Genomic DNA, 21,606 nt, shown 5'->3' with positions numbered 1-21,606 from the left:
CCCGTCGGATTCGCGGTGACGCGCGTTCTGATTCGCGGTTGCGCACGATGCGCGCGCCACCCTACCGGGGACGGCCGGTGGGGGCTGCAAGTAGGATCGCCGTCCCATGGGGGAAGTCCGCGCGCTCGGCTGCCGACCGGGGTGCCGGCGCGGATGCTCCCGCCACGAGCCCACCTCCAACGAGGGATTGATGCGCCGGTGAGCCAGATCGTCGTCAAACGCCCACCGAGGGCGCTTCCGCCGGAAGTGCCCGGTGAGGAACTGATCCTGGAGTCCCCGCCGGAACTTCCCCGGGGGCAGCAGGAGTCGGCGCTGATGCAGCTGCTGCCGATGCTCGGCATGGGCTCCTCGGTGGTCTTCTTCTTCATGACGCCGTCGCCGATCATGCGGATCATGGGCACGCTGATGCTGGCGTCGACGGTCGCGATGGCGGTCGCCCAGTTCGTGAGATTCCGTCGCGGTACGCAGGGGCAAATGGCCGATGTGCGCCGCGACTACCTCAAATACCTCGCCCAGACCCGGCGTACGGTCCGGCGGACGGCGCGCTCGCAGCGGGACGCGCAGTTGTATCTGCACCCCTCCCCCGAGCAGTTGTGGTCGGTGGTGGCCGAGGGCTCGCGGGTGTGGGAGCGCAGGGTCGGCGACCACGACTTCGGGCAGGCGCGCATCGGGCTCGGGGCGCAGCAGTTGGCGACGCCGCTGGTGGCGCCGGACACGGCGCCGGTGGACGAGCTGGAGCCGCTGTGCGCGGGTGCGATGCAGCAGTTCCTCGCGGTGCACGGCACGCTGGACGGGCTGCCGATGGCGGTCTCGATGCGGGCGTTCTACCACGTGACGGTGTCGGGTGAGCCGGAGTCGGCGCAGGCCGCGGCGCGTGCGCTGGTGGCGCAGCTGGTGACGCTGCACTCCCCCGACGACCTGATGCTCGCGGTGGTGGCGGCACGGTCCTCGCAGGAGCGGTGGGACTGGACGAAGTGGCTGCCGCACACGCAGGTGCCCGGGCAGGTGGACGGCGCCGGTACGAAGCGGCTGTTCGGCGACGACCTGGGCGAGCTGGAGAACCTGGTCCGCTCGAGGCTGGACGGGCGGCCGCGGTTCTCGCGGGAGAACCAGCCGGTGCTCGACCAGCCGCACGTGGTGGTGGTCCTGGACGGCGGCATGGTGCCGCCGGACTCGCTGCTCGCGGCGGCCGAGGGCCTGCAGGGCGTGACGATCGTGGAGGTGGTCTCCGGCGACCTCGACGAGCCGCGCGGCGGCCTGTCGGTGGTGGTACGGCCGGGCCGGCTGCGGCTGGAGTCGGGCGGCGGGTTCGCGTACGAGGGCGTGCCGGACGGGATCTCGCTGCCGGCGGCCGAGGCGCTGGCCCGCCAGCTGGCGCCGCTGCGGATGGGCGGCGGGGACGACGACGAGCCGCTGCTCGCCAATCTGGACTTCACGGATCTGCTGAACCTCGGGGACGCCGAGTCGGTGGACGTGGCGCGGACCTGGCGGCCGCGGTCGGTGGCCGAGCGCCTGCGGGTGCCGATCGGTGTCGGCGAGGACGGCCAGCCGGTCATGCTGGACCTGAAGGAGGCCGCGCAGGAGGGCATGGGCCCGCACGGTCTGTGCGTGGGCGCGACGGGCTCCGGCAAGTCGGAGCTGCTGCGGACCCTGGTGCTCGGCCTGGCGGTGACGCACTCCTCGGAGACGCTGAACTTCGTCCTCGCGGACTTCAAGGGCGGCGCGACCTTCGCCGGCATGTCGCAGATGCCGCACGTGGCCGCGGTCATCACGAACCTGTCGGACGACCTGACGCTGGTCGACCGCATGGGCGACGCGATCCGCGGTGAGCTCCAGCGGCGCCAGGAGCTGCTGCGGTCGGCGGGCAACTACGCCAACATCCACGACTACGAGAAGGCGCGGGCGGCGGGCGCGCCCCTCGAACCGCTGGCCTCGCTGGTCCTCGTGATCGACGAGTTCTCCGAACTCCTCACCGCCAAGCCCGACTTCATCGACATGTTCATCCAGATCGGCCGCATCGGCCGGTCCCTCGGCGTGCATCTGCTGCTCGCCTCGCAGCGTCTGGAGGAGGGCCGGCTGCGCGGCCTGGACACGTACCTCTCGTACCGGATCGGTCTGCGGACCTTCTCGGCGGCGGAGTCGCGGACGGCGATCGGCGTGCCGGACGCCTACCACCTGCCCTCGGTGCCGGGTTCCGGCTATCTGAAGTTCGGTACGGACGAGATGACCCGCTTCAAGGCGGCGTACGTGTCGGGGACGTACCGCACGGGAGGGCCGCGCCTGGAGATCGGGCAGCTGCCGGTGGAGCGGCGGCCCGCGCTGTTCACGGCGGCGCCGGTGCCGGTGGTGTACGCGGCGCCCGACCCGGCGTACCTGACGGCGCAGCGGGCCGAGGAGGACGACGCGCTCGCGGACACGGTCCTGGACGTGATCGTGCGCCGTCTGGAGGGGCAGGGCGTGCCGGCGCACCAGGTGTGGCTGCCGCCGCTCGACCAGGCTCCCTCGCTCGACCAGTTGCTTCCGGGGCTCGCGCAGACGGCGGACCGGGGGCTGACGGCGACGGAGTACACGCGGCAGGGCGCGCTCACGGTGCCGCTCGGTCTGATCGACAAGCCGTTCGAGCAGCGGCGCGAGGTGCTGTACCGGGACTTCTCGGGCGCGGCCGGTCACATGATGGTGGTCGGCGGTCCGCAGTCCGGCAAGTCGACGATCCTGCGGGCGCTGATCTCGTCGTTCGCGCTCACCCACACGCCGGCCGAGGTGCAGTTCTACTGCCTGGACTTCGGTGGCGGCGGCATGGTGTCGCTGGCCGACCTGCCGCACGTCGGCGGGGTCGCGTCGCGGCTCGACCCGGAGCGGGTGCGGCGGACGGTCGCCGAGGTGATGGGCGTGCTCAACCGGCGGGAGGAGTTCTTCCGGGCGCACTCCATCGACTCGATGGCGACCTACCGGCGCAAGCGGGCCGCCGGCGAGCTGCCGGGCGAGGCCTGGGGCGACGTGTTCCTGGTGGTGGACGGCTGGGGCGGCTTCCGCAACGACTACGACATGCTGGAGCCGATCGTCGCCGACCTCGCGGCGCGCGGCCTGGGCTACGGCATCCACGTGGTGATCACCGCCTCCCGGTACATGGAGGTGCGGGCCGCGCTCAAGGACCAGATGCTGGGCCGGCTGGAACTGCGGCTCGGTGACGTCATGGACTCCGAGTTCGACCGCAAGGTCGCGGCGAACGTGCCGACCGGGGTGCCGGGCCGCGGCCAGGTGCCGGAGAAGCTGCACTTCATGGGTGCGCTGCCGCGGATCGACGGGTCGAGTTCGTCGGGTGACCTGGCGGAGGGCACGGCGGCGTTCGTGCGGGCGGTGAAGGCGAGCTGGACCGGTGCGCCGGCCCCGGCGGTGCGGCTGCTGCCGCGCAGGCTGCCGGCGGAGCAGCTGCCGAAGGGCTTCGAGTATCCGCAGCACGGCATCGCGATCGGCATCGACGAGACGAACCTGGAGCCGGTGTTCGTCGACTTCGAGTCGGACCCGTTCCTGCTGGTGTTCGGTGAGAGCGAGTCCGGCAAGACGGCGCTGCTGCGGCTGATCGCCAAGCAGCTGTGCGAGCGGTACACGCCGGAGCAGGCGCGGATCGTGGTGGGTGACTACCGGCGGACGATGCTGGAGGCCGTGGCGCCGTCACACCTCCTGGAGTACGCGCCGATGGCGTCGGCCATGCAGATGCACATGGACGCGATCAGCACGGTGATGACGAAGCGGGCGCCGAAGCCGGACATCACTCCGCAGCAGCTGCGCGACCGCAGCTGGTGGACGGGGCCGCAACTCTTCGTGCTCGTCGACGACTTCGAACTGGTGGCGACCAACTCGGGCAATCCGCTGGCGGTGCTCGTGGAGAACCTTCCGTTCGCGCGGGACGTCGGCATCCGCTTCATCGTGGCGCGCAGCCAGGCGGGTGCCTCGCGGGCGATGTACGAGCCGTTCATGCAGCGGGTGCGGGAGTTGGGCGCGCAGGGCGTGATCCTCTCCGGCGACCCGCAGGAGGGCGACATCCTCGGCGGTGTCCGGGCGCGGCCGATGCCTCCGGGCCGGGGCACGTTCGTGTCGCGGAAGCGCGGGACGCCGCTGGTGCAGCTGGGCTGGCTGCCGGAACAGCACTGAGCGGAGCGGTCCCTCCCACTACTGTGGGAGGGACCGCCGTACCACCGCGAAGGGAAAGCGCCGATGACCGACGTCCACGAGACCACCACCGAGAGCGCCGCGGACGCCGCCCGGGCCGCGGAGAAGCAGCGGCAGAAGGACGAGCTGTACGCCCTCGACATCTCCGGCGTCGAGTGGCAGGGCGCGCCGGGGACGGACCCGGACGAGGAGCGGGTGGAGATCGCGCACCTTCCCGAGGGCGGGGTGGCGATGCGCTCGTCGCTCGACAAGGAGACGGTGCTGCGGTACACGAAGGCCGAGTGGGACGCGTTCGTGCTGGGCGCCAGGGACGGCGAGTTCGACCTGCGCTGACCTCGGACACGCGTGAGGGGGCGGCCCGTCGGAACGGGCCGCCCCCTCAGGTGTCCGCGGGTGTCACATCATGCGGAACCGGGCGGCGTTGCCCTTGTCGGTGTCCTGGTAGCCGACGACCGACTCGTCGAGGAGCTGGGCGATGCGCGCCAGGTCCTGGTTCATGCCGGCCATGTCGCGGGTCAGGCGGTCCTGGCTCTCGCGGTACGCGATCTTCGCCTCACCCTCCCAGTTGGAGGCGACGCGGTTGACCTCGGCCATGAGGTCGTCGAGCTTCTGGGTGAGGGTGCTGGAGGTCAGGCGGGTGTCGGCCGCCGCCTGCGTCACGGTGTCGTAATTGACCGCAGTGGTCATGGTGTTGACTCCTGAAGTGAGAGTGGCGCGGAGGACTGGTGGGGTCGTACTCAGATGCCGAGGATGGCGCTCTGGTTGCCGCCGCCGGAACCGCCGGAGCCGCCGCCGTCCATCGTGCGGAAGGACCGCAGACGGTCCTCTTCCTCACGCGTGAAGCCGTCGGCGCTCATGCGCATGATCTCCTCGAGCTTGGTCAGCTCGGCGCGCATGCTGCGCAGGCGCTGGTTCAGGTCGTTCTGGACCCGGTCGTACTCCTTGCTCGCAGCGCCCTGCCAGCCCGCCTGGACGCGGTCCACCACGCCGTTGAGGGACGTGATGCGGGCCTGCAGCTCGTCGGAGAAGTCCTGGATCCGGCCGGCGAGCTTGACTTGTTCGGCACTGGTTACGTTCAGGTCTTTCGACATCTTGCCCCTTCTTCCTTCGGCGGCGTCGACGGCCGGGCCGTCGGGCCATCCGGTCGTGATGCGGACGGGAATCTTCTGATGCCGCCCCCGTGCTGGGTTCGCACTGCCGTGCCCCCAGCGGTCACTTTAGCCATTGACGGCGGCAGTTCCAACTGCAAAGGAAGGTCCGGATACTTGGCCGTGACCCTGCTCATCGGGCCCTCCTGCGGCGGCTGTCGCGGATCACGACGGCCGTTCCGGCGACCACGGCCACCAGGACGGCGCCGATCCCCAACGCGTAGGTGGCGAGCCGTTCGGAGCGCTCCTGGGGCGTCTCCGACAGCGCCAGACGGGCCGCTTCGGGCGCCGGCGGCCTGGGGGGGCCCGGGTCGGGCGTGGGCGACGCGGGCGGCGCGCCGGGGCCGACGTCGGCGAGCGCCCTCACGGGGTCGACGACGCCCCAACCGACGTGGTCGTCGCGGCCGTTGACCGAGCGGACGGCGGTCTGCTCGATCCGGGCGACGATCTGGGCCGCGCTCCACTTCGGGTACTTGGCGCGGAGCAGCACGGCGACGCCGGCGACGTACGGGGCGGAGAAGCTGGTGCCGTTGTCGACGCACTGGCCTCCGCCGGGGACGGTGGAGACGATGTCGACGCCGGGGGCGGCGACGCCCACGAAGTCGCCGGACTGGGAGAACGCGGCGCGTTCGTTGTTCCGGTCGGAGGAGGCGACGGCGAGGACCCCGGGGAAGGCGGCCGGGTAGGTGTTCTTCTTGCCGCCGTCCATGCCGTCGTTGCCGGCGGAGGCGACGACGACGACGTCCTTCGCGATCGCCCGGGCGACGGCCTTGGCCATCGGCGAGTCGGGTCCGAGCGGCTGGGTGGTGTCCTGCGAGATGTTGATGACCTGTGCGCCCTTGAGGACTGCGTGGTCGATCGCGAGGGCCATGGTGTCGGACTTGCCGCTGTTCTTCTCGTCGTTCTGCCGGATCGGGATGACGGTCGACTCGGGGGCGAGGCCGACGAAGCCGGTGCCCTTGCGGGGGCGGGCGGCGATGATGCCGGCGACCTTGGTGCCGTGGCCGACCTCGTCGACGGTGCCGTCGGTCTTGCCGCGCTTCTCGTCGCCGAAGCCGGGGTTCTCCTTGTCGGGCTTGAGGTAGTCCTTGCCCGCCTTGGCGTCGACGGCGTCGCGCAGCTGCGGGTTGACGTCGTCGACGCCGGTGTCGATGACCGCGACGCGGACGCCCTTGCCCTTGGTGTCCTGCCAGAGCTCGTCGAGGAGGACCCGCTGCAGCGGCCAGGGGATGCCCTCGATCTGCTTCTTCATGGGGAAGGTGCACTCGCCGCCGCCGTCGAGGCCGGGGCCGTCGGACCGTGGCGCGGCGGCCGCGGCGGGGACCGCGAGCAGGGCGGTGAGGGTGCCCGCGGCGAGCAGGGCGGCCGTGCGGTACGTCGTCGTCACCGGTGCCACCCCCTCAGGAACCCTGCGGCTGACGCGCGCTGTTGGTGTCGAGCCGCGGACCCTTCGACAGGAACTCCGACCATTCGATCGGTACGAGGGCCGGCTTGACCTTCCCGTAGCCGAGACGCTTCTGGGCGTCGCTGGGTTCCGGGCGTCCGTCGGTCTGCTGCTGCTGCTCGCCGGCGCCGATCCGGGAACGGTCGGAGTCGCTGTCGCCGTTGGCCTGGACGGCGTACCGCAGCCCGGTGTCGGTGACGAGGAACAGCGAGCCGTCGGGCGCCTTCTGCTTCCCCTGGAACTGGGTGTAGAGCAGGCCGCTGCCCGGGGTGACGTACGTGCTGGTGCCGCCGGCGGTGATGTCGGCGGGGTACTGGGGGCCGGCCCAGGTGGTGAGGGTGGTGTTGCCGGCGTCGTCGACGCCGGTGAGGACGCTGCAGACGGTGTCGCGGGCGCCCGCGCCGCCGCTGACGTCGTTGGCCTGCTCGGACTTCTTCCGCGGCCAGTGCGCGCGCGGCTGGAAGACGGTGGAGTCCGGCTCGAAGTCGGAGGCGTTGACGCTGGTCGGCTTGCCGTCCATGTCGAGCGGACGGGTCTGCGGGGAGTTGATGAGCAGCCAGGCGGTGAAGTCGCTGACGGGCTGGACCTTGCCGGGCAGCACGACGTACTGCTGGGGGCCCGAGCCGGTCGGGGCGGTGAGGACCATGCCGACGCGGTTCTCGGTTCCGGTCAGACCGCCGCCGGGGACTCCGGCGGGGGCACCGGCCTCGCCCTCGATGCGCGGGAAGTCGATCTCGTCGCCGGTCCTCAGGGTGGCGAGCCAGTCGTCGGTGACGGGCTGCGGCTCCTTGTTGAGGCCGACGAGCGCGGTGAGCAGTCCGGTGGAGTCGGCCTTCACCGGGTACTTGGTGCCGGTGTGGTCGACGAGGAACCGGGCCTTGCCGGCCTGGCCCTGGACGTAGAGGACGTCGCCGTCCCTCAGCTGCCCCTTCCCCTCGGTGCGCTTCAGGTCGCGCTGGGCGAAGAGGAAGGTCGCCTTCTGGACGCTGGCGCCCTTGCCGCCGCCGGGCTGCTCGCAGACGGCCCAGCGCTTGGGCGTGCCCGCGTCGTCCGCGGCGGGCAGCCGGTCGGGGGCGTACGGGATGCCGAGGATGGGGCCGCGCGGCGGCTTGCCGAGGTCGAGCGTCTTGTCGTCGACCTGGACGACCTGGAACTGGTCGGGGTTGAGGAGGAGTCGGGCCGAGGCGAGGTTGAGGACGGGGTGGAGCAGGGTCTTGGCGTCCTTGCCCTTGCCGGTCTGCAGGACGACGTACCGGGTCGTCGACTGCTTGCCGACGATCACCCGGGTGCCGGGGGTGTCCCAGCCCTTGGGGGCGGCCGGGCTGAACATGCCCCATGCGCCGAACCCGGCGAGCACGAGGGCGGCGACGATCACACCGGGGACGATCGCGCGCAGCGGCTTCGGCGCCCCCTCCTCCGTGCCGGAGGGCGAGGGTTGGAGGAATGCCGCCACCGTGCGCTTCTTCGCAAAGGTGTACGCGTTCAGCTCGTCCCGGCGCGATGCCATGAGTCCCCATTCTCGTCAGGCGCAGTCTTCGCGCGGGGATCGGGGAGGTGGCACCCGGGCCCCGGCTGTCGGACCGGACCCCTACTATGCCTGCTGTCCCGTGGGGTTCGTGGGGCGGGTAGGGTGATCCGGCCGCCAAAGCCCTGGCGGGCCAGGGTGATCGGGACGAATTGAGGGGGATTCTCCATCATGGCTTCCGCGACGCGGACGCGGCCCGCCGCGGCCACCGCCTCCGCGCCCCCGTCCGCCGGACCCGGCGCCTCGGTCTCCCCGAGGCTCCAGGCGCGTCCCGGACACTTCGGGTCGTTCCGATTGCAACAGCTCGTCCTGATCGAGGTCGCGGCCGCGCTGCTCGCCGTCGCCTGGGTCGTGGAGCCGATGCTGCTGGTGCCCGCGGGCGTGGCGGCGGTCGTACTCGTCCTGCTCGCCGTGGTGCGCCGGCACCGGCGTTCCCTGCCGGAGTGGCTGGGCACGTTCCTGGCGCTGCGCGCCCGGTCGCGCCGGGCGGCCTCCTTCACCGTGCCGGCCGGCACCGAGCCGGGGCTCGCGCCGGTCGTGGAGTGCGATCCGGCCCTGCGGACCTACGCGTACAGCGACCGCGACCGGCGTCCGGTCGGGATGATCGGCGACGGCACCTTCCTCACCGCCGTCCTGCGGGTGGAGTCGGAGGGCACCGCGCTGCGGCCGGACCGGGCGGCGCGGCCGCTGCCCGTCGGGCTCGTCCGGGACGTCCTCACGGTCGACGGCATCCGCCTGGAGTCGGCGCAGATCGTGCAGCACACGCAGCCGGCGCCCGCGCCGCACCTGCCCCCGCAGTCGATGGCCGCACGCAACTACGGGCCGCTCCAGGCGCAGACGGGTTCGCCCGCGGTGCGGATCACCTGGATCGCGCTCAAGCTCGACCCCGAACTCTGCCCGGAGGCGGTCGCCGCGCGCGGCGGCGGCATGACGGGCGCGCAGAAGTGCGTGGTGCGGGCGGCCGACCAGCTGGCGAGCCGTCTGGCGGGCGCCGGTTTCCGGGCGGACGTGCTGACCGAGCAGGAGCTCACGTCGGCCCTGGCCACCTCGACCTGTGCGAGCCCGATGGCGATCGCGCAGGCGGGCCGGGGTCAGGCGCAGACGCGGCGGACGCAGGAGACGGCGCGGACCTGGCGGGTGGACGACCGGCGGCACACGACCTACTGGGTGGGGCGCTGGCCCCAGCTGGGCGGCCGGAGCGGGGGCGCGGGGGCGTCGATGCCGCAGCTGGTGGCGCTGCTGACCTCGCTGCCCGCGCTCGCGACGACGTTCAGCCTGACGCTGAGCGGCGGGGACAGGCAGGAGGTGACGGTGACCGGCCACGTGCGGATCACCGGCCGCAGCGACGAGGAGCTCGTGGCCGCGCGGCACGAACTGGAGCGCGCGGCGCGCGGGGTGAGGACGGGTCTGGTGCGTCTCGACCGGGAACAGGTGCCGGGCATGCTCGCGACGCTGCCGCTGGGAGGTGCGCGCTGATGTCCACCGCCTCTTTCGGTGCGCAGCCCCACGGCTCCTCCGGTTCCTCCGGTTCCTTCGGTTCCTTCGGTACGCAGCCGGGGCCCGGTTCCACCGGTTCCTTCACCGCGCAGCCCGGATCCGCCGGCTCCCCCTCTCCCCGTACGGGCCGGGGGACGCGGCCCCGGTTCGGTTTCGGGCTGGTCGGGCCGCGCCGCGACCGGCACTCCGTACCCCTGGAGCAGCTGGACGCGCTGGCCCTGCCGGTCGGCGACGACGGCATGGTGATCGGCGTGGACGCCGAGAACCGGCCCGCCGTGCTCGGCATCAACCGGCCCGTGCCGTACGACGTCACCCTCATCGGCGGTCTGTGGACGGCGCAGGTGCTCGCGCTGCGGGCGGCCGCGACGGGGGCCCGGGTGGCCGTCGAGACCGGCCGCGCGCAGGCCTGGACGGCCCTCGCGCAGGCGGCCGGCGGCGGGCAGCCGTGCATCGCGCTGCACGACGTGGGCCGGGTGCCGCCCCAGGGCGCGTCGGCGGGCAGTCCGGTGGTCGTGGTCCGGGACTGCGGCATGCGGCCGCCGCGCGGTCGTGTCGTGTCGGCGCCCTGGCAGTCGGTGGTGACGCTGCTCCCCTACCTGAGCCCCGTCGCGCCCCGGCTCCTGGAGAAGTCCTCCCTGGTCGGCGTCCAGCGGGTGTCCCCCGACGAGGCGGCGCAGATCGGCCGGATCATGAGCCTCCCGCGGCACGAGTACGAGGCGCTGTCCACGCTCGCGGACGGGGTGACCCTCTGGTGCACGCCGAACGACCGCCAGTTCGTGATGACGCAGGCGACGGACGCCGAGACCGGATTGTTGGGCGGCGCGCGCCGCATGGACTGAAAGCGACGGAACGGCACGAAGTCGCTCAAGTACGTCCGTTTTTGCATTGTTTTGACATTGTTTTGAACGGGCGGGGTTCTCACTCTGCGGCGCTGCCGGGTCACTTGGGGGCGTGGCCGGACCGCCGGGACCTGCGGGGAGCGCCCGCCGGGCCTGCCCGGCGGATGCCCGCGCCGATTAGGCTGGAAGAGCCCCGCCCACCACGGCACAAGGGTGCTCGACCACACCAGGAGGCAAAGTGAACGGCGATCGCGACGAGGTCCACGGGGGTTGGAATCCGCCCGCCGACGATCAGTCCGACGCGGATCCCGCCGAGATGACGGGTGAGTTCACCATCGACTACACCCCGCCGGCCTGGTACACGCAGAACGCGTCGGGGGGTGCGGGGGCGAGCGGTGCCACTCCCCCGCCGCCGAGCGGCGCCCCGGTCCCGGTGCCCGGACTCCCCGTCCCCGGCCTTCCGGCCGGCAGCGGCTTCGAGCCCGGATGGAACCAGACCCCGCCGGCCCCGCCCGTCGCCGCGCCGCCCGCCGCACCCGCGGCCCCGGTGATGCCCGCGACCCCCGTGCCGCCCGTCGCTCCTGCCGCTCCCTTCGCCTCGACGCCTCCCGTCGCTCCTGCCGCTGCGCCCGGTCCCGTCGCCCCTTCCGGCCCCGTCGCCCCGGCCGCTCCCGTCGCCCCGGCCGCGCCTCTCGCCGCGCAGCCCGGGGACGCGCCCGCCGCACCGTTCGGCGGCGGCGACGTCGAGAGCGGCGCGACCATGCGCTTCTCCCCCGCCGCGCTCAAGCGCGAGATGGCCGAGCGCGCGACGGAGGCCTCCGCCGGCGACACCGACGGCACGGGCGTGCCCGCGGGCACGGGCCTCCCCGTGCCGCCGGCCGGAACGCCGGGAACGGGCGAGCCCGTCGTGCTCAGCGCCGGGGTCACTCCGCCGTCCGGGGCGGAGGACACCGGCGTCCCGTCGGCGGAGACCGGTGCGGACCAGGCGACCCCCGGCCCGGCCGCCGAGGACGACCTCACGGAGGCCGTGCCGGGGAACGGGACGGACTCCGGCACGGACTCCGGCACGGACAGCGTCGCGGATGCGGACCGTGACGCCGCCGGCCCCGTGGCGACGACGGACGTGACGAGCGCCGACACGGCCGAGGAGCCCGGGGCGACCGAGGCCCCCGGCGCCGACGCCGCCACGGACCCCGCGACCGGCTCCGACGCGGAGGGTCCGGCGGACCCCGCCTCCCCCGCGGACCCGCCCGGCACGGAGGACGCGCCCGCGGCGCAGGTGGGGGCCCACCCGCCGGCCCCCCAGCCGCTCCCCGCGGCCGAACCGGCCGACGGCGCCCCGGCCGCGCCCGGCGCCTACCCGATCGCCGCCCCGCACACCGGTGGTACGGCCCCGGCCACCACGCCCCACGACGCCCCGGCACCGCAGGGCTTCGGCCCGGGTGCGGGTCCCGCCGCCGCGCCGCACGACGCGCCCGCGCCGCAGGGCTTCGGCCCGGGCGCGGGCCCCGCGCCCTACCCGGCGGCCGCGTCCGCCGACACCTCCTACCCGGGCGGCGCCGCACCGCAGGGGTTCGGTGCCGAGGCGGGGGCCCCGCCGTACCCGGCGGCCGGTGCGCAGCCGGGGCAGCAGCCCGGTGGTCCCGGAGCGATGCCTGGACCGTTCCCGGCCCCCGGGTACCCGGGGACTCCGCCGGCCGACGGCAACGTGCCCGGGGCGTTCCCGGGTTCCGGCCCGCAGGGCGGTCCCCAGGGCGGTCCCCAGGGCGGGGCGGGGCTTCCGCCGCTGCCTCCGTCGTTCCAGCCCGCGGCTCCCGGGCCTGCGCAGCAGTGGCCGGCGCAGCCGGCCCCGGGTGGACAGCCCGCTCCGGGCGGGCAGCCGGTGCCGGGTGGTCAGCCGGTGCCGCCGGCCGCGCCGTTGCCGCCGACCGCAGGGTGGCCGGCTCCCGCGGGGGCCGGTGCTCCGGGTGCGGCCGCGGGCGTACCGGCACAGGCGCAGCCCGCGCCGGAGGCGCCGGGCGGTTACGGCTATCCGCAGGCGCCGCAGGGCGGTTACGGGTTCCCGCACCCGGGGACGCCTCCGCAGCAGGGCGGTTACGGCTATCCGCAGCAGGCCGGGGCCCCGGGCGTACCTCCGCAGGCGCAGGCGCCGGGCGGGTACGGGTACCCGAACCCCGGTGCCGTACCGCCGGGGGCACCGCAGGCGCCGCTGCCGCCGCAGGGCGGTCATCCGGCCGTCGACCCGCGGACGGGCGCCGCCTGGCCCTCGCCCGTGACGCACGACCAGCGGGAGCGGTCCGTGCCGGGTGCGCCGCTCGGGTACAACGCGGCCGTCGAGCTGTCGTCCGACCGTCTGCTGCGGAACAACAAGCAGAAGCCGAAGTCCAGCCGGAACCCGGGCAACGCGGCCCGTTTCAAGCTCGGCGGCAAGAAGGAGGAGGCGGAGCGGCAGCGGAAGCTGGACCTCATCCGGACGCCGGTCCTCTCCTGCTACCGGATCGCGGTCATCTCGCTGAAGGGCGGTGTCGGCAAGACCACGACGACGACCGCGCTCGGCGCGACCCTGGCGACCGAGCGGCAGGACAAGATCCTGGCGATCGACGCCAACCCGGACGCGGGCACGCTCGGCCGCCGGGTGCGGCGCGAGACCGGGGCGACCATCCGCGACCTGGTGCAGGCGATCCCGTACCTCCACTCGTACATGGACATCCGCCGGTTCACCTCGCAGGCGCCGTCCGGTCTGGAGATCCTCGCCAACGACGTGGACCCGGCCGTCTCGACGACCTTCAACGACGAGGACTACCGGCGGGCGATCGACGTCCTGGGCAAGCAGTACCCGATCATCCTCACCGACTCGGGTACGGGTCTGCTGTACAGCGCCATGCGCGGGGTGCTCGACCTGGCCGACCAGCTGATCATCATCTCGACGCCGTCCGTGGACGGCGCGTCGAGCGCCTCGACCACACTGGACTGGCTCTCCGCGCACGGCTACGCGGACCTGGTGCAGCGGTCGATCACGGTCATCTCGGGGGTCCGCGAGACCGGCAAGATGATCAAGGTCGAGGACATCGTGCAGCACTTCCAGACCCGCTGCCGCGGTGTCGTGGTCGTGCCGTTCGACGAGCACCTGTCGGCGGGTGCCGAGGTGGACCTCGACATGATGCGGCCGAAGACCCGGGAGGCGTACTTCCACCTCTCGGCGATGGTGGCCGAGGACTTCGTACGGGCGCAGCAGGCGCAGGGCCTGTGGACCGGCGACGGCCAGGGGGCGGTGCCCCCGCACATGGCCCCGCCGATGCCGGGCCGGTCGATGCCCGGACAGCCGATGCCCGGACAGCCCGTGCCGGGGCAGTACGCGCCGCCCGGGCAGCCCGTTCCCGGTCAGCCGTACGCGCCGCAGGCCCCGCAGCCCGGACAGCCGTACCCGCCGCAGCCGGGTCAGCCCTATCCGCCGCAGGCGTACCCCCAGCCGGGTCAGCCGATGCCGGGTCAGGCGGCGCCCGGTCAGCCGATGCCGGGGCAGTACGCACCCGGGCAGCCCGGTCCGGGGCAGCCGTATCCGGCGCAGGCGCCACAGCCGTACCCGCAGCAGCCGGGTGTGCCGCAGGCCTGGCAGCAGCAGCCGCCGGCACCGCCGCAGCCGGGTCTTCCGCTGCCTCCGCAGACGGACGGTGAGGGGCCCCCGCAGGCGCCGCCAGCCCCTCAACAGTAAGGCGTCACAGGCGTAGACCAATGAGGCTCCGTATCGGCTCTCCGATACGGAGCCTCATGGCGTTCCCGCAGCCCACACGGGGTTTGAGGGATCGTTGACGACGGCAGACCACCGCTGATACACCTTCGCTTCACCCATCGTCAGCCCAAGATCCACGGCAGAAACCCCGACGCGAGGTCACGTCCCATGGTCATGGTCACGAAGGCTCCACCCCGTCCCGCCCCCGTCCGCAGAGCCCTACGACTGCTGCTCGCCGCCGGTCTCGCCGCCGGTTCCCTCGCCGCGGTTCCCGGCACCGCGCGGGCGGAGGACGAGAAGTCCGGCGGCACCACGCTCACGGTGGCCGTCTCGCAGAGCATCGACTCGCTGAGCCCGTTCCTCGCCCAGAAGCTCACCTCGACCAGCATCCACCGGCTGGCCTACGAGTACCTCACCAACTACGACCCCAAGGACGCGCGGACGGTCCCGGGCCTCGCGACCGCCTGGACGCCGTCGGCGGACAAGCTGACGTGGACGTACACCATCCGCAAGGACTCGACCTGGTCCGACGGGAAGCCGGTCACCGCGGAGGACGCGGCCTGGACCTTCCGGAAGATGATGACCGACCCGAACGCCGCCACGGCGAACGGCAGCTTCACGGCCAACTTCGCCGAGGTCACCGCGAGCGACCCGCAGACACTGGTGATCCGGCTGAAGAAGCCGCAGGCGACGATGACGGCGCTCGACGTGCCGATCGTGCCCAAGCACGTCTGGGAGAAGGTCGGCGACTTCTCGAAGTTCAACAACGACAAGCAGTTCCCCATCGTGGGCAACGGCCCGTTCGTCATCACCGACTTCAAGGTCGACCAGTACATCAAGCTCAAGCCGAACAAGAAGTTCTGGCGGGGCGCGCCCAAGTTCGACGAGCTGGTCTTCAAGTACTACAAGGACGGGGACGCCGCCGTCGCCGCCCTGCAGAAGGGCGAGGTCTCCTTCGTACCGAACCTGACGCCCGCCCAGGCCGACGCCCTGAAGACCCAGAAGGACATCAAGGTCAACGACGCCCCCGGCCGCCGCTTCTACGCCCTGGCCACCAACCCGGGCGCGAAGGCCAGGGACGGCAAGACCTTCGGCAACGGCCACCCGGCGCTCCTCGATCCCGCCGTGCGCAAGGCGCTCTTCCTCGCGGTCGACCGCACCACCATCGTCGACAAGGTCTTCCAGGGCCACGCCGTCGAGGGGGAGGGCTACATCCCGCCGCGCTTCGGCTCGTACTTCTGGGAGCCGCCCGCCGCGCAGAAGCGGGCGTACGACCCGGCCGCGGCCGAGAAGGTCCTCGACGCCGCCGGGTACCGGAAGAACGCCGAGGGCAAACGCCTCGGCAAGGACGGCAGGCCGCTCGACTTCCGGATCCTCTGTCACGCCACCGACCCCAACGACAAGGCGGTCGGCAAGTACCTCCAGGAGTGGTGGGGCAAGCTCGGCATCGGCCTGAAGGTCGAGTGCCTGGACAGCGTCTCCGACCCGTGGGCCAAGGGCGACTACGACCTCGCCTTCGACGGCTGGTCGGTCAACCCCGACCCGGACTACGTGCTGTCGATCCACACCTGCGGCACGCTCCCGGCGACGCCGAAGGACACCGGCGCCACCGACAACTTCATCTGCGACCCGCAGTTCGACGGGCTGTACGCGCAGCAGGCGGTGGAGTACGACGCCGCCAAGCGGGCGGATCTGGTGAAGCGGATGCAGTCCCGGCTGTACGACACGGGGTACATGAACGTCATGGCCTACCCGAACGCCCTGGAGGCGTACCGCACCGATCAGATCCGGTCCATCACGACCATGCCGGAGGCCGCCGGCAACCTGTGGGGGCAGGACGGCTACTGGAGCTGGTGGTCGGCCGTGCCGACCGCCCAGGCCGAGGACGACCAGGGCGGCTCGTCCACCGGGGTGATCGTGGGCATCGTCGTGGCCGTGGTGGTCGTCGTCGGCGTCGGCCTCCTCCTCGGGCTGCGCCGCCGCTCCACCGCCGACGACCGCGAGTAGTACGTGACGACGGCAAGCACTCCCGCCGACGTGGCGCGGGCCCCGGAGGCCCGCGCCACGGACGGCGCATCCCGCACCGGTTCCTCCGCCGGCTACCTCCGCCACGCGGCGGGGAAGCTGGGCGGCGCGCTCGTCTCGCTCTTCGCCGTGCTGGTCACCAGCTTCTTCCTCTTCCGGATCATCCCCGGTGACCCGGTGAAGGCGATGACCCACGGCGTGCCCACCTCGGCCGAACAACTCGCCACCCTGCGGCACCAGTTCGGCCTCGACCTGCCGCTGTGGCAGCAGTTCACCGACTACTGCTCCAAGGCCCTGAGCGGCGATCTCGGCACCTCGTTCCAGTTCCGCGCCCCGGTCGGCGACCTGATCGCGGAGAAGCTGCCCGCGACGCTGCTGCTGACCGGCGTCGCCGTGGTGATCTACTCGGCGCTCGGCCTCTGGCTCGGCACCCGCTCGGCCTGGCGTCACGGCGGTCTCGGCGACAGGCTGAACACCGGGATCGCACTGACCCTGTGGTCGGTGCCCTCCTTCTGGCTCGGCCTGCTGCTCATCATCGTCTTCTCGGTCGGCATGGGGCCGATCCCCGGCCTGTTCCCGACCGGCGGCATGGAGTCCGGGACCGGCGAGACCGGCTTCGGCTACGTCCTCGACGTCGCCCACCACCTGGTCCTGCCGGTGGTGACGCTCGTCGCCGTCGGCTACGCGCAGACGCTGCTGGTGATGCGTTCCTCGCTCCTCGACGAGATGGGCGGCGACTACCTGACGACGGCACGGGCCAAGGGGCTGCGCGACGACATGGTGCGCCGGCGGCACGCCGTGCCGAACGCGCTGCTCCCGACCGTCACCATGATCTTCATCAACCTGGGCCATGTGGCGGCCGGTTCGATCCTGGTGGAGACCGTGTTCTCCTGGCCGGGCCTCGGCGGGCTGTTCTACCAGGCGCTGAGCGTGCCCGATCTGCCGCTCGTGCAGGGCCTGTTCGTGGTCTTCGCCGGAGCGATGATCCTGATGAACCTGATCGCCGACCTGCTCTATCCGCTGCTCGATCCCCGGGTGGGCCGATGACCGCGACGGAGAAGACGACCCCCGAGGGCGCGCCCCCCACGGACGCGCCCCCGAAGGACACGCCCCCGACGAGGACGTCGCTGGTGTGGGCGCGCCGCCGGAGCACGGTGGCCCGCTTCTGGCGGCGGTACCGCGGCCACCGCGCCGGGCTGTTCGGCCTCGCCGGGCTCACGCTGATCGCCCTGATCGCCCTCGCCGCCCCGCTGCTCGTCGGCGCCGACGTGCAGTCGGTGACCGAGGCCCCGGGCACCGCCCTGGAGCCGCCGAGCGCCGAGTTCCCCCTGGGCACCGACCAGTTCGGCCGTTCGCTGCTCGGGCTGCTGATCTGGGGGGCGCGGATCTCGCTGCTCGTCGGACTGCTCGCGGCGACCCTGTCGGTCGCCATCGGCACGCTGGTCGGCATCATCGCCGGGCACTACGGCGGCTGGTTCTCGACCGTCGTCATGCGGATCACCGACTGGTTCCTGGTGATGCCGACGCTGGTCCTGGCGATCGTGCTCGCGACCGTCATGTCCCGGTCGATGTGGACGGTGGTGATCGCCATCGGGGTGACCTCCTGGCCGACCACCGCCCGCCTGGTGCGGGCGCAGACGATCGCCGTGGAGTCCCGCCCGTACATCGAGCGGGCGACCGCGCTCGGCGGGGGCCACGGCCACATCATGAGCCGGCACGTGCTGCCGAACGTGATGCCGCTGGTGCTCGCGCAGACCACGCTCGGCATCTCGACCGCCATCCTCACGGAGGCGACCCTCGCCTTCCTCGGACTCGGCGATCCGACGGTGGTCTCCTGGGGCGGGATGCTCCAGGACGCCCGCGAGGCGGGCGCGGTCTCCTCGGGGCACTGGTGGTACCTGGCCCCGCCGGGGATCGCGATCGCCCTGGTCGCCCTCGCGTTCACCCTGTGCGGCCGGGCCGTCGAGTCCGTCCTCAACCCGAAGCTGGGGGTGGGGCGTTGAGCCTCCTCGAAGTGCGGAACCTGAAGGTGACGTACGGGTCGGGCGCGGACGCCGTGCCCGCCGTGCGCGGGGTCGACCTGTCCCTGGCGGCGGGTCGCAAGCTGGGCGTGGCGGGTGAGTCCGGCTGCGGCAAGTCCACTCTCGCGCTGGCGCTGCTGCGCCTGCTGCCGCCCTCGGCACGGATCGAGGGCGAGGTCCTGCTCGACGGCGAGGACGTCCTCGCCATGAAGTGGGGCCGGCTGCGGGCCGTGCGCTGGGCGGGCGCGTCGATCGTCTTCCAGGGCGCGATGCACTCGCTGAACGCCGTGCGGCGGATCGGGGACCAGATCGCCGAACCGCTGCTCGTGCACGGCAGGGCGACGCCGGCGGCGGCCCGCGGGCGGGTCGGGGAGCTGCTCGAACAGGTCGGCCTGCCGGCAGCCCGGGCCGCCGCGTATCCGCACGAGCTGTCCGGCGGCCAGCGGCAGCGCGTGATGATCGCGATGGCGCTGGCCTGCGACCCGCTGCTGATCGTGGCGGACGAGCCGACGACGGCGCTCGACGTGATGATCCAGGCGCAGATCCTGCGGCTCATCGAGGGGCTCGTCGCCGAACAGTCCATCAGCCTCCTGATGATCAGCCACGACCTGGCCGTCCTCGCCGACACCTGCGACCGGCTCGCCGTGATGTACGCGGGACGGGTCGTCGAGGAGGGGCCGGCGCGGGCCGTGTACGAGGCGGCCGAGCACCCGTACGGGCGGGCGCTGTCCTCGGCGTTCCCCCGCGTCGGGGACCTCGCGTCCCGGCGGGCGCCGCGCGGCCTGCCGGGCGACCCGCCCGACCCGGCCGACCTGCCCGGCGGCTGCTCCTTCCGGCCCCGCTGTCCGGTGGCGGTGGAGGCCTGCGCCGAGGAGGACCAGGAACTGCGGGAGGCGGGCGCGGGGCGCCGGGCCGCCTGCGTACACGTGGGGAGCACGACATGAGCGACACCGCGAGCGATGCCGTGGACACCGCCCCGGGACCCGGCGACGCCGGCGCCGGGCGAACGGGCTCCGGCGCGGGACCGCTGCTGTCGGCGCGCGGACTGCACGTCACCTTCCCCGGCCGGCGCGGCGCGCCGCCCGCCCGCGCGGTGGACGGGGTGGACCTGGACGTCGCCCCCGGCGAGATCGTGGCCCTCGTCGGGGAGTCCGGCTGCGGCAAGACGACGCTGGCCCGCACCCTCCTCGGCCTGGTCCGGCCCACGTCGGGAGCGGTCGCCTTCGACGGCGAGCCGCTCTCGTACACCTCCGGGGCCCTCAGGTCCTACCGGAAGCGGGCCCAGCTGGTCCTCCAGGACCCGAGCGGTTCGCTGAACCCCCGGCACACCGTGTACGACGCGGTCGCCGAGGGGCTGCGGATCCACGGGTACGCCGGGGACGAGCGGGCCGCGGTCGCCGGTGCCCTCGCGCGGGCGGGGCTACGGCCTCCGGAACGCTTCTTCCTCCGCTACCCGCACGAGCTGTCCGGCGGACAGCGCCAGCGGGTCGTCATCGCGGGCGCGCTGGTCCTGGAGCCCGAACTGATCGTCGCCGACGAGCCGGTGGCGTCCCTCGACGCGTCCGTACGCGGCGAGATCCTGGCGCTGCTGCTGCGCCTGCGCGACGAACTCGGGCTCTCCGCCCTGGTCGTGACGCACGACCTCGGGCTGGCGTGGAACATCGCCGACCGGGTGGCGGTGATGTACCTCGGGCGGGTCGTGGAGACCGGCACGGTGGAGTCCGTCCTCACCCGCCCGCAGCACCCCTACACACAGGCCCTGTTGTCCGTCCTGCCGGAGTCCGCGGACCCCTCGGTCGTCCTGACCGGCGAGCCCCCGGACCCCTCCCGCATCCCCACGGGCTGCCGCTTCCACGTCCGCTGCCAGGTCCTGGCCTCGGGCGAGGCCGCCGCCGTCGCCCACCGCTGCCGCGACGAGCTCCTGCCCGTCCTGGGCGGCGGCGGCGAGCAGGCGGTGGCCTGCCACTGGGCGGGGCGGGAGGGAGTACGGGGCTGAGCCGCCCCGGCCGAGGGGTCCGGCCGGGCGACGTCCGCCGAGGCCCCTCAGCCCCGTGCGCTCACGGTCCGGCGGACTCTCCACGCTGCTGTGCCGCCCTCCGGACCCGCGGCTCGCGGGCGGCCCCGAGGGCGTCACGGGGCAGTCGAGGGGGCGGGTCCGCGGCCCGCCGGAGCTCCCGGTCGACTGGTGGGCGCCGGGCGGGGCGCCGCGACGGGGACTACGGCGCGGGGTGCTCCCGGTCGTAGGTCCCCGTCAGCTCGCGGCAGCGCCGCACGTCGCCGGCCATCGCCTGGAGCAGGTCGTCCAGGGTGTCGAACTTGAGCATGCCGCGCACGTACGCCAGGAAGTCCACGGCCACGTGCAGGCCGTACAGGTCGAGCCCCTCGCGGTCGATCGCGTACGCCTCGACCGTCCGCTCCGTGCCGTCGAACTGCGGGTTCGTGCCGACCGAGATGGCCGCCGGCATCCGCTCCCCCGCCGCCGTCAGCCAGCCGGCGTAGACGCCGTCCGCGGGGATCGCGGTGTGCGGCAGCGTCTCGACGTTGGCCGTCGGGAAGCCGAGTTCGCGGCCGCGCTGCGCGCCGCGGACCACGATGCCCTCGACCCGGTGCGGGCGTCCGAGGATCTCGGCCGCTCCGGCCATGTCGCCCTCGGCGACGAGGCTGCGGGTGAGGGTGGACGAGAAGGGCCGGCCGCCGCCCGCCGCGCCGCTGACGTACAGGTCGATGACGTCGACCTCGTAGTCGTAGGTCTCGCCGAGCTCGGCGAGGAACGCGACGTCGCCGGCGGCCCGGTGCCCGAAGCGGAAGTTGGGGCCCTCGATGACGGCCTTGGCGTGCAGCTTGTCGACCAGCACCTTGACGATGAAGTCCGCCGGGGACAGCTGGGAGAACTCGGCGGTGAACGGCAGCACCAGGACCGCGTCCACGCCGAGTTCCCCGATCAGCTCGGCACGCCGGTGGTGCGGGGCGAGCAGCGGCGGGTGGCTGCCGGGCCGCACGACCTCGGAGGGGTGCGGGTCGAACGTCACGACGACGGTGGGGACGCCGAGCTCCCGGGCGCGCTCGACGGCCCGCCCGATGATCAGCTGGTGTCCGCGGTGCACCCCGTCGTAGGAGCCGATGGTGACGACGCTGCGCCCCCAGTCCTGGGGAATGTCCTCCAAGCCACGCCAGCGCTGCACTGTGACCGCTCCTCGTCCGCCTGTT

Annotated in this window: 15 protein-coding genes; 10 read left to right on the top strand and 5 right to left on the bottom strand. The window is 73.2% G+C overall.

What is annotated here, in order from left to right:
* Positions 1-198 precede the first annotated feature (198 nt).
* Together eccCa and AC067A_RS35280 are read left to right on the top strand one after the other, a co-directional pair.
* Positions 199-4,152, top strand: a complete 3,954-nt coding sequence (gene eccCa, locus AC067A_RS35285; RefSeq protein ID WP_479247403.1) for a type VII secretion protein EccCa — start codon at positions 199-201, stop codon at positions 4,150-4,152.
* Positions 4,153-4,215: 63 nt separating this feature from the next.
* Positions 4,216-4,503: a DUF397 domain-containing protein gene (locus AC067A_RS35280; protein ID WP_479247401.1), complete on the top strand. Its 288-nt coding sequence runs from the start codon at positions 4,216-4,218 to the stop codon at positions 4,501-4,503.
* A gap of 63 nt (positions 4,504-4,566) precedes the next feature.
* Here AC067A_RS35280 and AC067A_RS35275 read toward each other — a convergent pair whose 3' ends face one another.
* The 4 genes from AC067A_RS35275 to eccB all read right to left on the bottom strand — a co-directional run bounded on the left by AC067A_RS35275 (position 4,567) and on the right by eccB (position 8,269).
* The gene (locus AC067A_RS35275; protein WP_086824141.1) at positions 4,567-4,857 is read right to left on the bottom strand and encodes a WXG100 family type VII secretion target; all 291 of its coding nucleotides are present in this window, start codon (positions 4,855-4,857) and stop codon (positions 4,567-4,569) included.
* A 50-nt stretch (positions 4,858-4,907) separates the two neighbouring features.
* Complete coding sequence (locus tag AC067A_RS35270; protein WP_479247399.1) at positions 4,908-5,261, bottom strand: WXG100 family type VII secretion target; 354 nt, start codon at positions 5,259-5,261, stop codon at positions 4,908-4,910.
* Positions 5,262-5,451: 190 nt separating this feature from the next.
* Complete coding sequence (gene mycP, locus AC067A_RS35265; RefSeq protein WP_479247398.1) at positions 5,452-6,705, bottom strand: type VII secretion-associated serine protease mycosin; 1,254 nt, start codon at positions 6,703-6,705, stop codon at positions 5,452-5,454.
* Positions 6,706-6,718: 13 nt separating this feature from the next.
* Entirely contained in the window at positions 6,719-8,269 is a 1,551-nt protein-coding gene (gene eccB, locus AC067A_RS35260) for a type VII secretion protein EccB (RefSeq protein WP_479247396.1), read from the bottom strand.
* Positions 8,270-8,458: 189 nt separating this feature from the next.
* On the opposite strand from eccB, the gene eccE reads away from it, so the two are divergent.
* The 8 genes from eccE (at position 8,459) to AC067A_RS35220 (ending at position 20,395) form a co-directional block, all read left to right on the top strand.
* Positions 8,459-9,763: a type VII secretion protein EccE gene (eccE, locus tag AC067A_RS35255; RefSeq protein ID WP_479247394.1), complete on the top strand. Its 1,305-nt coding sequence runs from the start codon at positions 8,459-8,461 to the stop codon at positions 9,761-9,763.
* Complete coding sequence (locus AC067A_RS35250; RefSeq protein WP_479247392.1) at positions 9,763-10,623, top strand: hypothetical protein; 861 nt, start codon at positions 9,763-9,765, stop codon at positions 10,621-10,623. Before eccE ends, AC067A_RS35250 begins: the two co-directional genes overlap by 1 nt.
* Before the next feature lie 238 nt (positions 10,624-10,861).
* Positions 10,862-14,335, top strand: a complete 3,474-nt coding sequence (locus AC067A_RS35245) for an SCO5717 family growth-regulating ATPase (RefSeq protein ID WP_479247391.1) — start codon at positions 10,862-10,864, stop codon at positions 14,333-14,335.
* A 192-nt stretch (positions 14,336-14,527) separates the two neighbouring features.
* Positions 14,528-16,360: an ABC transporter substrate-binding protein gene (locus AC067A_RS35240; protein WP_479247419.1), complete on the top strand. Its 1,833-nt coding sequence runs from the start codon at positions 14,528-14,530 to the stop codon at positions 16,358-16,360.
* A 3-nt stretch (positions 16,361-16,363) separates the two neighbouring features.
* Positions 16,364-17,425, top strand: a complete 1,062-nt coding sequence (locus tag AC067A_RS35235) for an ABC transporter permease (RefSeq protein WP_479247390.1) — start codon at positions 16,364-16,366, stop codon at positions 17,423-17,425.
* On the top strand, positions 17,422-18,381 hold the full coding sequence (locus AC067A_RS35230) for an ABC transporter permease (RefSeq protein WP_479247388.1): 960 nt from the start codon (positions 17,422-17,424) through the stop codon (positions 18,379-18,381). Before AC067A_RS35235 ends, AC067A_RS35230 begins: the two co-directional genes overlap by 4 nt.
* Complete coding sequence (locus AC067A_RS35225; RefSeq protein ID WP_479247386.1) at positions 18,378-19,343, top strand: ABC transporter ATP-binding protein; 966 nt, start codon at positions 18,378-18,380, stop codon at positions 19,341-19,343. Before AC067A_RS35230 ends, AC067A_RS35225 begins: the two co-directional genes overlap by 4 nt.
* The gene (locus AC067A_RS35220; RefSeq protein WP_479247417.1) at positions 19,241-20,395 is read left to right on the top strand and encodes an oligopeptide/dipeptide ABC transporter ATP-binding protein; all 1,155 of its coding nucleotides are present in this window, start codon (positions 19,241-19,243) and stop codon (positions 20,393-20,395) included. The genes AC067A_RS35225 and AC067A_RS35220 overlap by 103 nt, the downstream gene beginning before the upstream one ends.
* Before the next feature lie 220 nt (positions 20,396-20,615).
* On the opposite strand, the gene AC067A_RS35215 is transcribed toward AC067A_RS35220, so the two are convergent.
* Entirely contained in the window at positions 20,616-21,581 is a 966-nt protein-coding gene (locus tag AC067A_RS35215) for a bifunctional riboflavin kinase/FAD synthetase (RefSeq protein ID WP_479247384.1), read from the bottom strand.
* Positions 21,582-21,606 lie beyond the last annotated feature (25 nt).

It is taken from the genome of Streptomyces sp. NPDC043176 (assembly GCF_056436715.1).
Note: the sequence above shows the minus strand (reverse complement) of the source record. Positions and strands in the feature narration are given on the sequence as shown.